Below are 15,418 nucleotides of genomic sequence, written 5' to 3'. Positions count from 1 at the left end.
CCAGAAAGGCATTTGATATGACTTCCACAATTGACAGCAGCATCCTGGACATCAAGGACACCGCCGAGACCGCCCGTCGGGCGTACGAGCTGGACCGCAAGCACGTTTTCCACTCCTGGTCCGCCCAGGACCTCCTGGACCTCCTGGACCCCATGGTTATCACGGCAGCTGCGGGATCCCACGTCTGGGACGGTGAGGGCAACAAATATCTGGACTTCTCCTCCCAGCTGGTCAACACCAACATCGGTCACCAGCACCCCGCCGTCGTAGCCGCGATCGCTGCCCAGGCCGCGAAGCTGTGCACCATCGCGCCAAGCTACGTCAACGACGCCCGTTCCGAGGCGGCCCGCCTGATCACTGAGCGGACCCCCGGGGAGCTGAACAAGATCTTCTTCACCAACGGCGGCGCGGATGCCAATGAGCATGCCGTCCGGATGGCCCGGCTCCACACCGGCCGCCACAAGGTGCTCTCCGCCTACCGCTCGTACCATGGCGGCACGCAGCTCGCCGTGAACCTCACCGGAGACCCGCGCCGCTGGGACAGCGACAACGCCAGCACCGGAACCATCCATTTCTTCCCGCCGTACCTGTACCGCACCGCGTTCCACTCCACCACCCAGGAAGAGGAAAGCCAGCGGGCCCTGGAGCATTTGGAGCAACTGGTCAGTTTTGAGGGCCCGTCCACCATCGCGGCGCTGATTCTCGAATCCATTCCGGGAACGGCCGGCATTTACCTGCCTCCGCCCGGCTACCTCCAGGGGGTCCGGGACCTCTGCAACCGATACGGCATCGTCCTGATCTGTGACGAGGTGATGTCAGGTTTCGGCCGGACCGGCAAGTGGTTCGCCATCGAGCACTTCGACGTCGTCCCGGACCTGCTGACCTTCGCCAAGGGAGTGAACTCCGGCTACGTTCCGCTGGGCGGGGTGGCGATCAGCCCCGAAATCGCGGCCACCTTCGGCAAGCGCGTCTACCCCGGCGGCCTGACCTACTCCGGACATCCGCTGGCCACCGCGGCCGCCGTGGCCACCCTCAACGCCATGGAGGACGAAGGGATTGTGCAGCATGCAGCGCTGCTCGGGGAAACCGTGATTGGGCCGGCACTCGCCGGCTTCGCGGAAAACCACCGCTCGGTGGGCGAAGTCCGTGGAACCGGGGTCTTCTGGGCCATCGAGCTGGTCAAGAACCGTGCGACGCGCGAGCCGATGGCTGCCTATGGCGGCTCCAGCCCGGAAATGAACCAGCTGGTGGCCGCCTGCAAGTCCCGCGGCCTCCTGCCGTTCGCGAACTTCAACCGCATCCACGTCGTCCCGCCCTGCAACACCAGCATCGAAGACACAGCGGCCGGACTCGCCATCCTGGACGAGGTCCTGGACATCGCGGACGGCTTCGCGGCCTGACGAAGGGCGGACTTCACCACGAACTGACGATCCACGCAAGGACGCCACGGCCCCGCGGACGAACATCGACCGCTGGGCCGTGGCGTTGTCGCAGACGGTTCAGGCCATCCGAGGTCCGGACGGTGTTCCCTTCCCGAGCGCAGGCTGGCTACATCTGGCTGAATGCTGCCACGGCAGGATCTGCGCCGGCCCGGGCGCCGGACTCCAGCGCCGTGATTTCCGCCAGCTCGGCAGGGTCGAGTTGGAGGGCCACGGCACCGAGGTTTTCCCGCATGCGGGTTGAGTCGGCCGATTTCGGGATGACGATAGTGCCCTGGCTGAGGTGCCAGGACAGCACGATCTGGGCCGGGGTGGCACCGTACGTGTGGGCCAGGGACTTCACCGCGGCGGCATTCAGGTCAGCGCCCTGACCCAGCGGGCTGTACGCCTCCACGGCAATGCCCAGCGCCCGGCTCTTGGCGGCCAGCTCCTGCTGCTGGAAGGTGGGGTGGATTTCGATCTGGTTCACGGCCGGGACAACGTCCGACGCCGACAGGAGGGTGTCCAGGTGGTCGGCCAGGAAGTTGGAGACCCCGATGGCACGGCTCCGGCCGCTGGCGTGGATTTCCTCCAGCGCCTTCCACGCCTCGGTGAACATCCCCTGGGACGGCACCGGCCAGTGGATCAGGTAGAGGTCCACATAGTCCACCGCGAGCGCCTTGCAGCTGTTCTCAAACGCTTCCCGGGCCTGGGCCTGCTCACCGTTACGGAGCTTGGTGGTGATGAAGATTTCCTCGCGCGGAATACCGGACGCGGCGATCGCCGCACCCACGCCGGCCTCGTTCCGGTACGCTGCGGCGGTGTCAATGTGTCGGTAGCCGGCCGCCAGGGCATCCTCGACAATGCGCTGGGTTTCCGCGGGCGGAACCTGGAACACGCCGAAGCCCAGCTGCGGGATGCGCAGGCCGTTGTTGAACGTCACGGTGGGAATGGTGGTTTCGTGTGCGTGGGTCATCATCACTTCTTCCGTTAGGGGATGGGCCTGCACACGATGCTACGCAGGCAGCGAAGTGAAGTCAGCGGATTTTCCACTCCCTGCGATTCCTAGGACTGGGAGTCCTACCTTCGGCGTAGAAAGCCAAGCGCCGGGCACGGCAGAATGGAGCGCATGGGTCAGAGCGCCGAGTTTGGAAAATTCCTGAAAGCCATGCGGTCACGGCTGACGCCGGAGAACGCGGGGCTCGCCTCGGGCTCTGCCGGCAGGCGGGTCCCCGGCCTGCGGCGCGAGGAGATCGCGCGGCTGGCTGACGTTAGCACCGACTACTACACCCGGCTGGAGCAGGGCCGCAACATCCACCCGTCCCGCGCCGTGCTGGATTCCGTGGCCCGGGCGCTGCGCCTGGACCCGAGCGAGCAGGCGCACATGATCGACCTCCTCGAGAACTGCGCGAACACCCAGCGTCCGCAGGCTTCGGCCCAGGGTGTTCGGCCCGCACTGCGCCAACTCCTGGACGCCGTCGGCAATGTTCCCGCCCTGCTGCTGGGCCGCCGCACCGACGTGTTGGCCGGAAACCCCCTGGCTTTCCTGTTGCTCGCCGACTTCCCTGCCCTGCCGGCGGCGGAGCGGAACCTGACCCGGTGGATCATCCTTGATCCGCTCGCGCGCGAGCTTTTCCGGGACTGGCCCGCGGTCGCATCCGAGGCCGCCGGGTCCCTGCGAGTGGACGTCGGCCGGCATCCCAACGATGCCCAGGCCAATCAGCTCGTCGGCGAACTCGCGGTCCACAGCGAGCAATTCCGCCAGTGGTGGGCCGGGCACCGGGTGGCCAGGGGCTCCGCGGGAAGTGTCCGGCTCCACCACCCCGTCGTCGGGGACCTGGAACTGAATTTCGAAGACCTCTCCCTGCGCGACGACCCGGATCAGGTGCTTCGGCTCTATTCAGCAAAACCAGGATCGCCCTCCGCCGATTCGCTCGCGCTGCTCGGCAGCTTTGGCGCCGGGTCAGCAGCAACAGAGGAAAGTCCGCTATCACAGGAAACCCGGGATGCATCCGGCGCCGCCAACACCGGCTGACCCGCTTGCTGACGCTTGCTAGCCTGAAGCTGTGAAATACGAATCCCTGTGGATCGGCATGCTCCTCGGCGCGGCCCTTGGCTTTGCCATCGGAGTTGCCACCGCCGACAAGCCCTTTACCGGGCTGTTGATCGGCGTTGCCGTCGGGGCGCTGGTGGGCCTTGCTGCCCGAAAGGACCCCACCAAGAGGTAGCTGGAGGCCTCCGCGGCGAAAAAGCCCGATGGCTTTGAAACCGGTGGTTCCGCGCTGCCCGTCCGCTTGGCCAACTGGCAAAGTCGGAATACCCTACCTAGCGCGGTGGTTGTGGGGGGAAAGACTGCAGTGCCAACAGACGGACCCGCAGACCTCCGCAGACCCGAAGGACCCTTTATGAGCCCCCAGCTGACTGTCAAACTCCAGCCCGGAACCCCTGCCCCGGACTTCACCCTTCCGGACGCTGCGGGACAGCACGTCTCACTGGCCGACTACCGCGGCAAGAACGTCATTGTGTACTTCTACCCGCAGGCCGCCACGCCGGGCTGCACCACCGAGGCCTGCGACTTCCGTGACAACCTGGCGTCCCTGCAGGGTTCCGGCTATGAGGTGCTCGGCATCTCCCCCGACGCGCCCGAGGCGCTGGCGCACTTCACCGGCGACTTCGCGCTGACCTTCCCGCTGCTGGCCGACGAAGACCACGCCGTGGCGCTGGCCTACGGCGCTTGGGGCGAGAAGCTGGTCGGCGGCGAAGTCACCGACGGGATCGTCCGCTCCACGGTGGTCCTGGACCCCGAGGGCAAGGTCAAGCTGGCGCAGTACCAGGTCAAAGCGCAGGGCCACGTCGCTGCGCTGAGGGACGAGCTGGGCCTCTAAGCTCTCGCGTTGGCCGGGCGCACTGGGTAGGCTCAGTCCAAACAGCGCCGGACAGCGGCCCAACCGAAGGCGGACACCAAGTGGCAACTGGAACCAAGCTGGATCCGTGGGTCCTCAAGACAGCCCCGGGGACCTCCGAGTACACGATGTACCGCGACGAGGAATCTGATCCCCCTGCGCTCGTCTGCCAGGTCGGCTCCACCACACTGAAGTATCACCTCCGGGCCCTCGAAGACCTGCCGCTGTGGCTGATGGAGAAAGTCGATTGGGTGCCATTGGGTGCCGCCGATGAGAACAAAGCGGCAGCCGAGGGAACTGTCGAGGCCTGGGGGCGGCACCCGGACAACCCGGTGGGCGGCTGGTACGGGCTGCGGAAGGGATACCGCGGCCGGTTTGGCATGTACTTGCCGCCCTTGCTGGAAGCGTTGGGCCTGGTGGAGCTCACACATAACAAGCGTAATAACTCCGTCCGAGCCATCATCGCCGACGCCTCGGGACCGGCTATTCCAGCCTAGGCGGGCCCGTCCGCGTTTCGGCAGCGCAGCCGGATCGGCGGCAGCAGTGGCTGCCGGGGCAGTAGGCTTAACGGCATGTCTACCCCCGAAGAATCCGGCACCGCAGGCGAACAGCACGTCCCCGAGCGCCGCAGCGTTACTGTCCGCCGGGCGCCCAAGTATGTGCCATTCCTGGTCCTGGGCGGACTTCTGGGCTTCGGCGTGGCCGCCTTCCTCGCCTACGGACTCCCGGGGGATGAAAGCTACGACGCCAGTGCGGTGTTTGGTTTCTTTATGATTCTCTGCGGCGCGGGCGGCATTATTGCCGGCGGCGTCGCGGCCCTCATCCTGGACCGCCTCAGCGTCCGCCGGGCCGAGCGCGCCGTCGTCGAATCCGTTCCGGACGCCGGGGATCCGCAGGGGCCCTGAACGGGCCGCAGGTCATAATCCGGACGCCGCAAACGTCCTCGCGCACAACGTGAGATAATCGACCAGTGGCACGCGGCGATGGAAAACTTTCTCATGACCTTCTCTCTGGCGAAAAGGGCCCCCAAGACGCATGTGGCGTCTTCGGGGTCTGGGCGCCCGGTGAAGAGGTTGCAAAACTCACCTATTACGGGCTGTATGCGCTACAGCACCGCGGTCAGGAGTCGGCTGGCATAGCCACCAGCGACGGCAACCGGATCAGCGTCTACAAGGACATGGGGCTTGTGTCCCAGGTCTTTGACGAGACCACCCTCAACACCCTGACCGGGCACCTGGCCGTCGGCCACTGCCGCTATTCCACGACCGGCGCGAGCCACTGGGCCAACGCGCAGCCCACCTTGGGCGCGACCGCGACCGGCACCGTGGCTCTGGCCCACAACGGCAACCTGACCAACACCGCCGAGCTCAAAGCCATGATCGCGGACCGCAACGCCGGCCAGCTCACCGGTGAAATGAAACAGGGAAACACCTCCGACACGGCCCTGGTCACTGCCTTGCTGGAGGGCGAAGAGGGTAAGTCGCTCGAACAGACCGCCATGGAGCTGCTGCCCAGGATCAAGGGCGGATTCTGCTTTGTCTTTATGGATGAAGGCACGCTCTACGCGGCCCGCGACACCTATGGAATCCGCCCGCTGGTCCTCGGCCGGCTGGAGCGCGGCTGGGTGGTCGCTTCCGAGCAGTCCGCCCTCGCCACCGTCGGCGCCAGTTTCATCCGCGAAATCGAGCCCGGCGAGTTCATCGCCATTGACGAAGCCGGTGTCCGCTCCGAGCGCTTCGCCGAGGCGACGCCGGCCGGCTGCGTTTTCGAGTACGTCTACCTCGCCCGGCCGGACGCCTCCATTGCAGGCCGTTCCGTGTATGAGTCCCGCGTGGAAATGGGCCGTCAGCTGGCCCGCGAAAACACCCAGGAAGCGGACATCGTCATTCCGGTGCCGGAGTCCGGCACCCCCGCTGCCGTGGGCTACGCCGAGGAATCCGGCATCCCCTTCGCACACGGCTTCGTCAAGAACGCCTACGTGGGCCGGACCTTCATCCAACCCTCACAGACCCTCCGCCAGCTCGGCATCCGGCTCAAACTCAACGCCCTGGAATCCGTGATCCGCGGCAAGCGTGTGGTGGTGGTGGATGACTCGATCGTCCGCGGCAACACCCAACGCGCCATCGTCCGAATGCTCCGCGAAGCCGGTGCCGCCTCCGTCCACGTCAAGATCTCCTCCCCTCCGGTGCAGTGGCCGTGCTTCTACGGCATCGACTTCGCATCCCGGGCTGAGTTGATCGCCAACGGCGCCACCATCGAGGAGATCTGCCAGGCCATCGGCGCCGACTCGCTCGCCTACATCTCCGAAGACGGCATGATTGACGCCACCCGCCAGCCGCGCGAACGCCTGTGCACCGCTTGCTTCACTGGCAAGTACCCGATTGAACTTCCGGGGGCCGACAAGCTGGGCAAGAACCTGCTCGAACGCACCGACCTGGGGGGACTTCCGGCCGCCGGCGCCCCTGCCGGCCCGGCGCCTGCCACCACCGGCCCCACCGCGGTTGCCACCGACGCCGGGTCCGGATTTTCCCCGGACGAGGATCCGGCCGGGAAACCGGGGGCCACCGGCTGCGATCCGGGCCCCGACGCCGAATTCGAAGAACTGCTCACCGATGCCGATCGCATTGATCGTTCCATTGCTGCCGACAAGAAAGAGCCCGTATGACTTCCGCCTCCCCGGCCGCTGAGATGAACGCCGCCCAAAATGCTGTCGGCATCACCTACGCCTCCGCCGGCGTCGACGTCGAAGCGGGCGACCGCGCCGTCGAACTTATGAAGGGCGCCATCAAGGCGACCCATAACTCCTCGGTGATTGGCGGCGTCGGCGGCTTCGCCGGCCTGTACGACGTCTCGAAGCTGCTCAGCTACAAGCGCCCGCTGCTGGCCACCTCCACGGACGGTGTGGGCACCAAGGTTGCGATCGCGCAGGCCATGGACATCCACGACACCATCGGCTTCGACCTGGTTGGTATGGTCGTTGATGACATCGTAGTGGTGGGTGCCGAGCCGTTGTACATGACCGACTACATCGCCTGCGGCAAGGTGGTCCCGGAGCGGATTGCCGACATCGTCCGGGGCATCGCCGCCGCCTGCTCCGTTGCCGGTACCGCCCTGGTGGGCGGCGAAACCGCAGAGCACCCCGGGCTGCTGGGGGAGCACGAGTACGACGTCGCCGGTGCCGCCACAGGTGTTGTTGAAGCCGCCGACCTCCTGGGCCCGGACCGCGTCCGCGCCGGCGACGTCGTGATCGGCATGGCCTCCTCCGGGCTGCACTCGAACGGCTACTCCCTGGTCCGGCGCGTCATCAACCACGCCGGCTGGGCGCTGGACCGCCATGTCTCCGAATTCAGCCGTACCCTGGGCGAGGAACTGCTTGAACCGACCCGCGTCTACGCCGCCGACTGCCTGGACCTGGCCCGCACCTTCCCGGTGAACGGCTCGGCCGCCGGCGCAGCCGTGCACGGCTTCAGCCATGTGACCGGCGGCGGACTTGCCGCCAATCTGGCCCGCGTGCTGCCGCAGGGGCTGCTGGCCACAGTGGACCGCTCCACCTGGCAGCTCCCGGCCATCTTCCGGCTGGTCGCCGAACTGGGCAACGTCCCGCTGGCCGACCTGGAGCGTACGCTGAACCTTGGTGTGGGAATGGTGGCGATCGTCTCACCGGAGGCGGCCGACGCCGCAGTGAACCGCCTCAACGAACGAGGCCTGCCGTCCTGGCTGATGGGCACCGTCGAGGAAAACTCGGACTCGGTCATCAAAACCGGCCCGGACTACGTACAGGGCGCCAAGGGCGTCGACGGCGGCGCCGTCCGGCTGGTCAACGCTTACGCATAAGCCGCCCCGGGTGCTCCCGCACCGCCGGGTAACCGGCGGTACGGGAGCACCCGTGCTTTTTAAACCTCCAGGACGCTGAAAACGCCGCCCTGCGGATCCGCGAGGGTGGCGATGGTGCCGGCTTCCTCGGCCTCGTCCGGTTCGATCAGGACCGTGCCGCCGGCCGCGACGGCCGCCGCAACGGCTTCCGCGACGCTGGACACGCCGAAGTACACCTGCCACCCCGGCTTGAGCGTACCCACGGCGTCCGCCGGGACCCCGGCGACCCCGGCCACTTCCGCGCCGTTGACCATCAGTGTGGTGTATCTGCCGCCGTCGTCTTGCGGATACTCCGTCACGTCGTGCCCAAACAGCTGTTGGAAGAACCCGACGGCGGTCTGCGGCTCGGGCGTCAGCAGTTCGGCCCAGGCCAGGGAGCCGGGCTCCCCGCTAAGGGCAGCGCCGATGTGGCTTCCGGCTTGCCAGGCACCGGTGGTGCCGCCTCCAGGCGGGGCGAAAAGGACCAACACTCCGGTGCCGCCCACCGGCTCCGGCCCAAACTCAAGGCGTCCGCCGGCGTCGACCAGCCCGGCAGCGAGGTCACCGGCGTCGGAAGACGCAAAGTGCACGTTCCACTGCCCCGGCACCCCGGCGCTCCGCTGCTGCGGATTCTGCGGCGCTAGCACTGCCACCAGGTCATCGCCCAGGAAGGCCTGGGCGCAGCTGCTCCCGTCCGGGGCCGGCAGATCGTTGTAGTGCCAGCCGAAGACCGCGGCGTAGAACGCCTTGGCAGACTCAACGTCGCTGCTCTGCAGGTCCGTCCGGCAGATCTCGCCGTCGGTGTACTCCGTATGGGTGGTCATAATATTCCTTCCGGAACAGAGTGCAGAAAACCCGCCGGTCGCTCCCGTACTGGGGGCGGCCGGCGGGCCTGAAATCGTGTGGTCGGCAATCCGCAATCGGAGGAGCATGCCGGAAGGAAGTTTCGACTAACCTATCCGACGGGAATCTACCTCGTCGTCGTCCTCTTCCACATCGTCCGCGTACTTATCCACGTAGGCCGAATAGTCCGGCTCCACTGGCTCAGCCGAGAATCGACTCGGTGCACGAACTTCAGAGCTCTTGAGCTCACGCTGAAGGGCAGTGTAGTCAGTGTTCGGGGAGTAGTACTTGATGTCCCGAGCCTGCTTGGTAGCTTTTGCCTTTTGACGGCCGCGCCCCATGGCGTGACCCCCTTTTTGTACTCGGACCGGAGGTGGTCACCATTGGCGTTAGTGAGGCCCCGGAATGTTTGGTCAATTTGTCGTACACCTAGATTACATGCTTTCAGCGGTAACTGCTCCCCGCGGCAACAGCCGTGGACAGTGTGGCGTGCGCCGCCACCCCTATCGGTCACCCGGCGGCATGCAGCCGGGCCAACATCTTAGATAGAGTTCCGTTGTGGGCTCCCGGAAACGGTCCCCTCCGCCGGACGTCCGGCCCCGGCAAAAACGCACGAAAGTGGTGAATTCTCAGTGACCGAAGAGAACGAAAGGCCCGGGGACGCCGGCACACCCGGGGTTCGCCCGGCCGGTGGATCCGGCGAGCGGCCGGTCCCCCCGAGGCCCTCGTCGCCGCCTACCTCCGGCACACCGGTCGTGCCGCCAGCGGCGCCGCTCCCGCCCCCCGTCCGCCCGTCCGTTCCGCCGGTTAACCGGCCCGACGCCGGGGAAGCCGGCGCGGGCGCGCCTCGAGGTGCCGGGGAAGCCGGCGCGGGTGCGCCTCGAGGGGCCGGGGAAGCCGCGGGAACAGCCGGCACAACCCTCGCAGGGGCAGGGAAGGCCGCCGCGAAGAACGCCAGGCGGCTTGGCGGGTGGGTTCGCCGGCAGCGTCCCGCCAGGATCGGCGCAGCCGCGGCCGCAGTCGTCCTTGCGGGCGCGCTGATCTGGTGGCTGACGTCGTTGGGCGGCGGCACCCAGCAGCCCGCTGCGGATGCCTCGCCCGCTGCCAGCGCCCCGTCGGCGCCGGCAAGCCGTGGGCCGCTCCCGCTGGAGGGTGTAGGCCCGTTGGATTTCCAGCTTGGAGACTGCTTCAAGGATTTCGACCCGGAAGCTCAGACGTCAACGGTCGTCGAGTGCAGCTCCGGCCACTCCGCCCAGCTGGTCGCCGTCGCGCGCTACGCTGACGCGGACTCCTACCCGGGACGGGACGCGCTCAAGCAAAAGGCCCTGGACACCTGCAAAACCGCATCGCTGGCGCCGAAGGAGTCCGACTATCTGCTCGGTTACAGGCTCGCGTACCCGAGCTCCACTAGCTGGGACAAAGGCGACCGTCGTGTGGACTGCTACGTGGCCATAGAGTCCGGGAACACCATCATGGAATCGCTGATTCCCTAGCGGCACCCCGGTCCGCCGGGATTTTTTGGCCCTCACACGAACTGCCAGCCGGAGAAAGGTCCGGCTGGCAGTTGGTGCTTACGGCCGCGCTAGAGGCGGTGGGGCGCTATTCTTTCCGGCGGACGGAGAGACCGTGGCCGGTGGCGGCGCCGCCGTCGGGCCGGTCCGACGCTTCGGCACCGCCCGTGGTGAGCTGGGTCAGGTCCGGGGCGGTATCCACCAGAACGGTGTCACCGTCCGTGATCTCGCCGGCCAGGATGGCTTTGGCGAGCCGGTCGCCGATTTCGCGCTGCACCAGGCGGCGAAGGGGGCGGGCACCATAGGCCGGGTCGAAGCCGGTGACGGCGAGCCAGGCCCTGGCGCCTTCGGTCACTTCCAGGTTGAGGCGGCGGCCCTTGAGCCGTTCGCCGAGTTCCTTGACCTGCAGTTCCACGATCCGGGACAGCTCCTCGACGCTGAGCGGATCGAACAGCACCACCTCGTCGAGCCGGTTCAGGAACTCGGGCTTGAAGGAGGCGTGCACGGTGGCCATCACGGCCTCGCGCTTGGCGTTCGCGTCCAGGGTGGGGTCCACCAGGAACTGGCTGCCCAGGTTGGAGGTCAGCACCAGGATCACGTTCCGGAAGTCCACGGTGCGCCCCTGGCCGTCGGTGAGGCGGCCGTCGTCGAGCACCTGCAGCAGGATGTCGAACACTTCCGGGTGGGCCTTCTCCACCTCATCGAGCAGGAGCACCGAGTAGGGCCGGCGGCGGACGGCCTCGGTCAGCTGTCCGCCCTCCTCGTAGCCAACGTAGCCGGGAGGCGCTCCGACGAGGCGCGCGACGGAATGCTTCTCCGAGTATTCGGACATGTCGATCCGCACCATGGCGCGTTCGTCGTCGAAGAGGAAGTCGGCCAGGGCTTTTGCCAGCTCGGTCTTGCCGACGCCGGTGGGGCCCAGGAACAGGAAGGAACCGGTGGGCCTGTTCGGGTCGCTGATCCCCGCGCGGGCGCGGCGGACGGCGTCGGAGACCGCGGTGACGGCCTTGGCCTGGCCAATCAGCCGCTCGCCCAGGACGTGCTCCATGTCCAGCAGTTTCTGGCTCTCGCCCTGCAACATACGTCCGGCCGGGATGCCCGTCCAAGCGGAGATGACCTCGGCGATGTCATCGGCGGTCACCTCTTCGGCAACCATAAGGTCATGCTTGGCACCACCGCCGGCCACCCGGGCCGACTCGGCCTCGGCAGCTTCGTTGAGTTCACGCTCCAGGGCGGGAAGTTCACCATAAAGGATCCGGGAAGCGGCTTCGAGGTCGCCTTCGCGCTGGTACTTTTCGGCCGCGGAGCGCAGTTCGTCAATCCTGGCCTTAAGATCGCCGACCCGGTTCAGGCCCGCCTTCTCCGCCTCCCAGCGGGCGTTGAGCCCGGCGAGCATTTCCTTTTTGTCAGCCATGTCCGCCCGGATGGCGGCAAGCCGCTCCACGGACGCGGGATCAGTCTCCTTGGCCAGGGCCAACTCCTCCATGGTCAGGCGGTCCACCGACCGTCGCAGCTGGTCGATCTCCTCCGGGGCGGAATCGATTTCCATCCGCAGCCGGGACGCGGCCTCGTCCACGAGGTCGATCGCCTTGTCCGGCAGCTGCCGCCCGGAGATGTAGCGGTTGGAGAGCGTGGCAGCAGCGACGAGGGCGGAGTCGGCGATGGCGACCTTGTGGTGGGCCTCGTAGCGTTCCTTGAGCCCGCGCAGGATGCCGATGGTGTCCTCCACACTGGGCTCCCCGACGAAGACCTGCTGGAAGCGGCGTTCCAGCGCGGGGTCCTTTTCGATGTTTTCGCGGTACTCGTCCAGCGTGGTCGCGCCGATCAGCCGGAGCTCACCCCGCGCGAGCATGGGCTTGAGCATGTTCCCGGCGTCCATGGAGCTATCCCCGGAGGCGCCGGCGCCCACCACGGTGTGGATCTCGTCAATGAACGTGACGATCTGGCCGTCGGATCCCTTGATCTCCTCCAGGACTGCTTTGAGCCGTTCTTCGAATTCGCCGCGGTACTTGGCGCCGGCCACCATGGAGGCGAGGTCCAAGGCGATCAGGGTCTTGCCGCGCAGGCTTTCGGGGACGTCGCCGGCGACGATCCGCTGGGCGAGACCTTCGACGACGGCGGTCTTGCCGACGCCGGGCTCGCCGATGATGACCGGGTTGTTTTTGGTCCGGCGGCTCAGCACCTGGATGATACGCCGGATCTCTGCGTCGCGGCCAATGACAGGGTCCAGCTTGCCGGAGCGGGCAATCGCCGTAAGGTCGGTACCGTACTTCTCCAGCGCCTGGAAGGTGTTTTCGGGGTCGGCGCTGTCCACCTTCCGGTCGCCGCGGACACCCGGCAGTGCGGCGAGCAGGGCCTCGTGCGAGGCGCCGGCGTCGCGCATCAGCTTGCCGACGGCGTCACTTCCGGAGGCGAGCCCCAGCAGGAGGTGTTCGGTGGAGACAAAGGAGTCGCCCAGCCGCTCGGCCTCGTTCTGGGCGTTCTTGATTGCCTGCAGCGCGGTGCGGGACAACTGCGGCTGCTGCACCGAACCGCCGGAGGTGGACGGCAGCGCTTTGATGGCGGAGCTGGCCTGGACACTGACCGAATCCGGGTCCGTGCCCGTTGCGCGCAGGAGTGCAACAGCGACCCCCTCGCGCTGGTCCATCAGCGCCTTCAGCAGGTGGGCGGGTTCGAGCTGGGGATTGCCCGCCGTCGAGGCGTTCATGGCGGCTGCCGCAAGAGCCTCCTGGCTCTTGGTGGTGAATTTCGCGTCCAAAGAGAGCTCCTTCCGGGAAAAATGCTGATATTAAAGTTGAGTCTACTCCGCTCAACTTTGTGCGCAGTCCCTTTGGCTCCATGTTTGCCGACGGCGAAACTGCTGTCTAGGGCCAGAGTCCCCCCGGAGCGGCGCACCCCCTTGGGACATGCCCTTTCCAGCGCCGCACCAATGGACATGTTCCCAATATGCCCCCCCTCCGGGCCCGGGGCTGGACATGCCCCCCGGGGATCGGACGCGGAGATCGGGCATGTCCACTGGCGCACGGGTACGGGCCTGACCCAGGTCGCGGAGTAAAGTTCAGTCCGCAACCCAAGTGTGGACATGTCCCACGGAATGGGCACGCGGGAGTGGACATGTCCCACCTACCGCCGCACCCATGGACATAATGCAACATGCCCACAGGCTGGCCAGAGGAGTGGACATGTCCCCCAACGGGTCTAGCTCACCTCAATGATGCGCGCGGGCGCGGCGCTTGCCGCGGCCCTGTTCGCGCCGCCGCCGGACCGGCGTCGTGGTCCGGCAGCGCGAACAGGACGCCCCCGCAGCGGGATCTAGGCGAGCCGCGCTTCCTTGACCAGCTCGGCGCAACGCTCCCCGATCATCATGGTGGTGATGTTGGGGTTCACCGTGGTCAGTTCCGGCATCACCGAGGCATCGGCCACCCGCAGGCCGGTGACGCCTTTGACCCGAAGCTCCGGATCCAGCGGCGAGAGGACATCGTCCACGGCACCCATCCGGACCGTGCCCGCCGGGTGGTAGACGGTGTTGTGTGTTTTGCGGATGTAATCGGTGATCTCCGCGTCGCTCTGGATCGCTTCGCCAGGGTAGAGCTCCCGGCCGGCCCACTCCGCCATTTCCGGGAGCGCCACAATCTCGCGGGCCTTGCGGATTCCGGCTACCATCACCCGCATGTCGTGCGGGTCGGTGAAGTAACGCGGATCCACCCTCGGCTTGTCCCGGTAGTCGCTGCTGCGCAGCTTAACGGTGCCGCGGGACCGTGCATGGGTGACGTTAGGTGTCAGGCAAAAGCCGTTTTCCGTCGTCGGGAATCCCTGGCGCAGGGTGTGCATGTCGAACGGTACGGAGCCGTAGTGGAACATCAGGTCCGGGCGGTCCAGCCCTTCCTCCGTGGCGGCGAAGATCCCGATTTCCCACCACTGGGTGGACGTCTCCGGCATGGGCTGCTTGGCTTCCCACTGGATGACACCTTCCGGGTGGTCCTGCAGGTGCTCGCCGACGCCGGGGGAATCCACGCGGACCTCGATGCCGAATTCTTCCAACTGCGCGGCCGGCCCGATCCCGGAGAGCATCAGGAGCTTCGGGGAGTCAATCGCCCCCGCGGAGAGGATCACTTCCGCGTGCGCCGTCAGCGTTTGGGTCTTGCCGAAACTGTTATCCACCACGTCGACGCCGGTGCACCGGTTATCGGCGTCGAAGTTCAATTTGCGGGCCCGGAGGTCGGTCAGCAGCGTGAAGTTTTTACGATCCATGATCGGGTGGACATACGACACCGACGACGATGCGCGGGTGCCGTCGGCTTGCCGGTTGATCTGGAAGAAGTTCGCCCCGTTGATGACTGTTTCGCCGGAGTTGAACCGCACCTGAGGAAGACCAGACTTTTCGCAGGCCGCCAGCAGTGCCTTGCCGCTGGGGTCCGAGGGCGGGACGTTCATCAGGTGCACCGGGCCGCTGTCGCCGTGGTGCTGACCTTCAGCTCCGGCATCCTCGTTGGTTTCGAGCTTTTTGTAGAGCCGGTACGCCATCTCGGCGTTCCAGCCGGCGGCGCCGAATTTCTGCTCCCACTCGTCAATGTCCTCCCGGGGCGCCCAGAATGCGATGCAGGAGTTGTGGCTGGAACAGCCGCCCATGACCTTGGCGCGGGCGTGGCGCATAAAGGAGTTGCCGTTTTCCTGCTCCTCGATGGGGTAGTCCCAGTCGTAGCCGGATTCCAGCAGTTCCATCCAACGGTCCAGCCGGAGGATCACGTCGTTGCCGCGGTCATCCGGCCCGGCTTCCACGAGGGCAACCTGCACCGCGGGGTCCTCGCTGAGGCGCGATGCCACGGCGGCCCCGGCGGAGCCGCCGCCGATCACAAGGTAGTCGAATTCGGTGTTGTTCAGATCCGTCATG

General features: G+C 66.7%; 14 protein-coding genes. 9 read left to right on the top strand and 5 right to left on the bottom strand.

Features of this window, described 5'->3' with window-relative positions:
• The first annotated feature begins 17 nt into the window (after positions 1-17).
• Entirely contained in the window at positions 18-1,400 is a 1,383-nt protein-coding gene (locus tag ABIB49_RS08955; RefSeq protein WP_354156960.1) for an aspartate aminotransferase family protein, read from the top strand.
• Between the two features lie 148 nt (positions 1,401-1,548).
• Here the strand turns inward: ABIB49_RS08955 and ABIB49_RS08950 are convergent, their stop codons facing one another.
• Positions 1,549-2,397 (bottom strand): aldo/keto reductase, encoded by an 849-nt coding sequence (locus ABIB49_RS08950; RefSeq protein WP_354156959.1) that lies wholly within the window; start codon positions 2,395-2,397, stop codon positions 1,549-1,551.
• A gap of 150 nt (positions 2,398-2,547) precedes the next feature.
• Between ABIB49_RS08950 and ABIB49_RS08945 the strand changes: the two genes are divergently transcribed.
• The 7 genes from ABIB49_RS08945 (at position 2,548) to purM (ending at position 8,155) form a co-directional block, all read left to right on the top strand.
• Positions 2,548-3,453, top strand: coding sequence for a helix-turn-helix transcriptional regulator (locus ABIB49_RS08945; RefSeq protein WP_354156958.1), 906 nt, complete (start codon positions 2,548-2,550; stop codon positions 3,451-3,453).
• 31 nt (positions 3,454-3,484) lie between these two features.
• Positions 3,485-3,646 (top strand): glycine zipper domain-containing protein, encoded by a 162-nt coding sequence (locus ABIB49_RS08940; protein WP_226775344.1) that lies wholly within the window; start codon positions 3,485-3,487, stop codon positions 3,644-3,646.
• 177 nt (positions 3,647-3,823) lie between these two features.
• Positions 3,824-4,303, top strand: a complete 480-nt coding sequence (gene bcp, locus ABIB49_RS08935; protein WP_226775343.1) for a thioredoxin-dependent thiol peroxidase — start codon at positions 3,824-3,826, stop codon at positions 4,301-4,303.
• An 80-nt stretch (positions 4,304-4,383) separates the two neighbouring features.
• Positions 4,384-4,818 carry a DUF6855 family protein gene (locus ABIB49_RS08930; RefSeq protein WP_354156957.1) on the top strand — a complete coding sequence of 145 codons (435 nt, stop codon included), beginning with the start codon at positions 4,384-4,386 and terminating at the stop codon, positions 4,816-4,818.
• A 75-nt stretch (positions 4,819-4,893) separates the two neighbouring features.
• The gene (locus ABIB49_RS08925) at positions 4,894-5,226 is read left to right on the top strand and encodes a hypothetical protein (RefSeq protein WP_226775341.1); all 333 of its coding nucleotides are present in this window, start codon (positions 4,894-4,896) and stop codon (positions 5,224-5,226) included.
• A gap of 65 nt (positions 5,227-5,291) precedes the next feature.
• A complete protein-coding gene (gene purF / locus ABIB49_RS08920; protein ID WP_226775340.1) occupies positions 5,292-6,986 on the top strand; it encodes an amidophosphoribosyltransferase in 1,695 nt (564 codons plus the stop codon).
• Positions 6,983-8,155 carry a phosphoribosylformylglycinamidine cyclo-ligase gene (purM, locus tag ABIB49_RS08915; protein ID WP_354156956.1) on the top strand — a complete coding sequence of 391 codons (1,173 nt, stop codon included), beginning with the start codon at positions 6,983-6,985 and terminating at the stop codon, positions 8,153-8,155. The genes purF and purM overlap by 4 nt, the downstream gene beginning before the upstream one ends.
• Before the next feature lie 59 nt (positions 8,156-8,214).
• Here the strand turns inward: purM and ABIB49_RS08910 are convergent, their stop codons facing one another.
• Together ABIB49_RS08910 and ABIB49_RS08905 are read right to left on the bottom strand one after the other, a co-directional pair.
• Positions 8,215-8,997 (bottom strand): VOC family protein, encoded by a 783-nt coding sequence (locus ABIB49_RS08910; RefSeq protein ID WP_354156955.1) that lies wholly within the window; start codon positions 8,995-8,997, stop codon positions 8,215-8,217.
• Between the two features lie 126 nt (positions 8,998-9,123).
• Positions 9,124-9,357: a DUF3073 domain-containing protein gene (locus tag ABIB49_RS08905; protein ID WP_226775337.1), complete on the bottom strand. Its 234-nt coding sequence runs from the start codon at positions 9,355-9,357 to the stop codon at positions 9,124-9,126.
• 291 nt (positions 9,358-9,648) lie between these two features.
• Here ABIB49_RS08905 and ABIB49_RS08900 point away from each other — a divergent pair, with 291 nt between their 5' ends.
• Positions 9,649-10,509: a septum formation family protein gene (locus tag ABIB49_RS08900; protein ID WP_354156954.1), complete on the top strand. Its 861-nt coding sequence runs from the start codon at positions 9,649-9,651 to the stop codon at positions 10,507-10,509.
• Positions 10,510-10,615: 106 nt separating this feature from the next.
• On the opposite strand, the gene clpB is transcribed toward ABIB49_RS08900, so the two are convergent.
• Both clpB and ABIB49_RS08890 read right to left on the bottom strand, forming a co-directional pair.
• Positions 10,616-13,285, bottom strand: coding sequence for an ATP-dependent chaperone ClpB (gene clpB, locus ABIB49_RS08895; protein WP_283480726.1), 2,670 nt, complete (start codon positions 13,283-13,285; stop codon positions 10,616-10,618).
• 554 nt (positions 13,286-13,839) lie between these two features.
• Positions 13,840-15,417 carry a GMC family oxidoreductase gene (locus ABIB49_RS08890; protein WP_354156953.1) on the bottom strand — a complete coding sequence of 526 codons (1,578 nt, stop codon included), beginning with the start codon at positions 15,415-15,417 and terminating at the stop codon, positions 13,840-13,842.
• Position 15,418: the final 1 nt, after the last annotated feature.

Source organism: Arthrobacter sp. UYCu512 (genome assembly GCF_040547075.1).
Lineage (GTDB): Bacteria > Actinomycetota > Actinomycetes > Actinomycetales > Micrococcaceae > Arthrobacter.
Note: the sequence above shows the minus strand (reverse complement) of the source record. Positions and strands in the feature narration are given on the sequence as shown.

Bases quoted from the DNA above. Each gene is read 5' to 3' on its own strand.
- ABIB49_RS08955 (WP_354156960.1), top strand. From the start codon at position 18: ATGACTTCCACAATTGACAGCAGCATCCTGGACATCAAGGACACCGCC.
- ABIB49_RS08950 (WP_354156959.1), bottom strand. From the start codon at position 2,397: ATGATGACCCACGCACACGAAACCACCATTCCCACCGTGACGTTCAAC.
- ABIB49_RS08945 (WP_354156958.1), top strand. From the start codon at position 2,548: ATGGGTCAGAGCGCCGAGTTTGGAAAATTCCTGAAAGCCATGCGGTCA.
- bcp (WP_226775343.1), top strand. From the start codon at position 3,824: ATGAGCCCCCAGCTGACTGTCAAACTCCAGCCCGGAACCCCTGCCCCG.
- ABIB49_RS08925 (WP_226775341.1), top strand. From the start codon at position 4,894: ATGTCTACCCCCGAAGAATCCGGCACCGCAGGCGAACAGCACGTCCCC.
- purM (WP_354156956.1), top strand. From the start codon at position 6,983: ATGACTTCCGCCTCCCCGGCCGCTGAGATGAACGCCGCCCAAAATGCT.
- ABIB49_RS08910 (WP_354156955.1), bottom strand. From the start codon at position 8,997: ATGACCACCCATACGGAGTACACCGACGGCGAGATCTGCCGGACGGAC.
- ABIB49_RS08905 (WP_226775337.1), bottom strand. From the start codon at position 9,357: ATGGGGCGCGGCCGTCAAAAGGCAAAAGCTACCAAGCAGGCTCGGGAC.
- ABIB49_RS08890 (WP_354156953.1), bottom strand. From the start codon at position 15,417: ATGACGGATCTGAACAACACCGAATTCGACTACCTTGTGATCGGCGGC.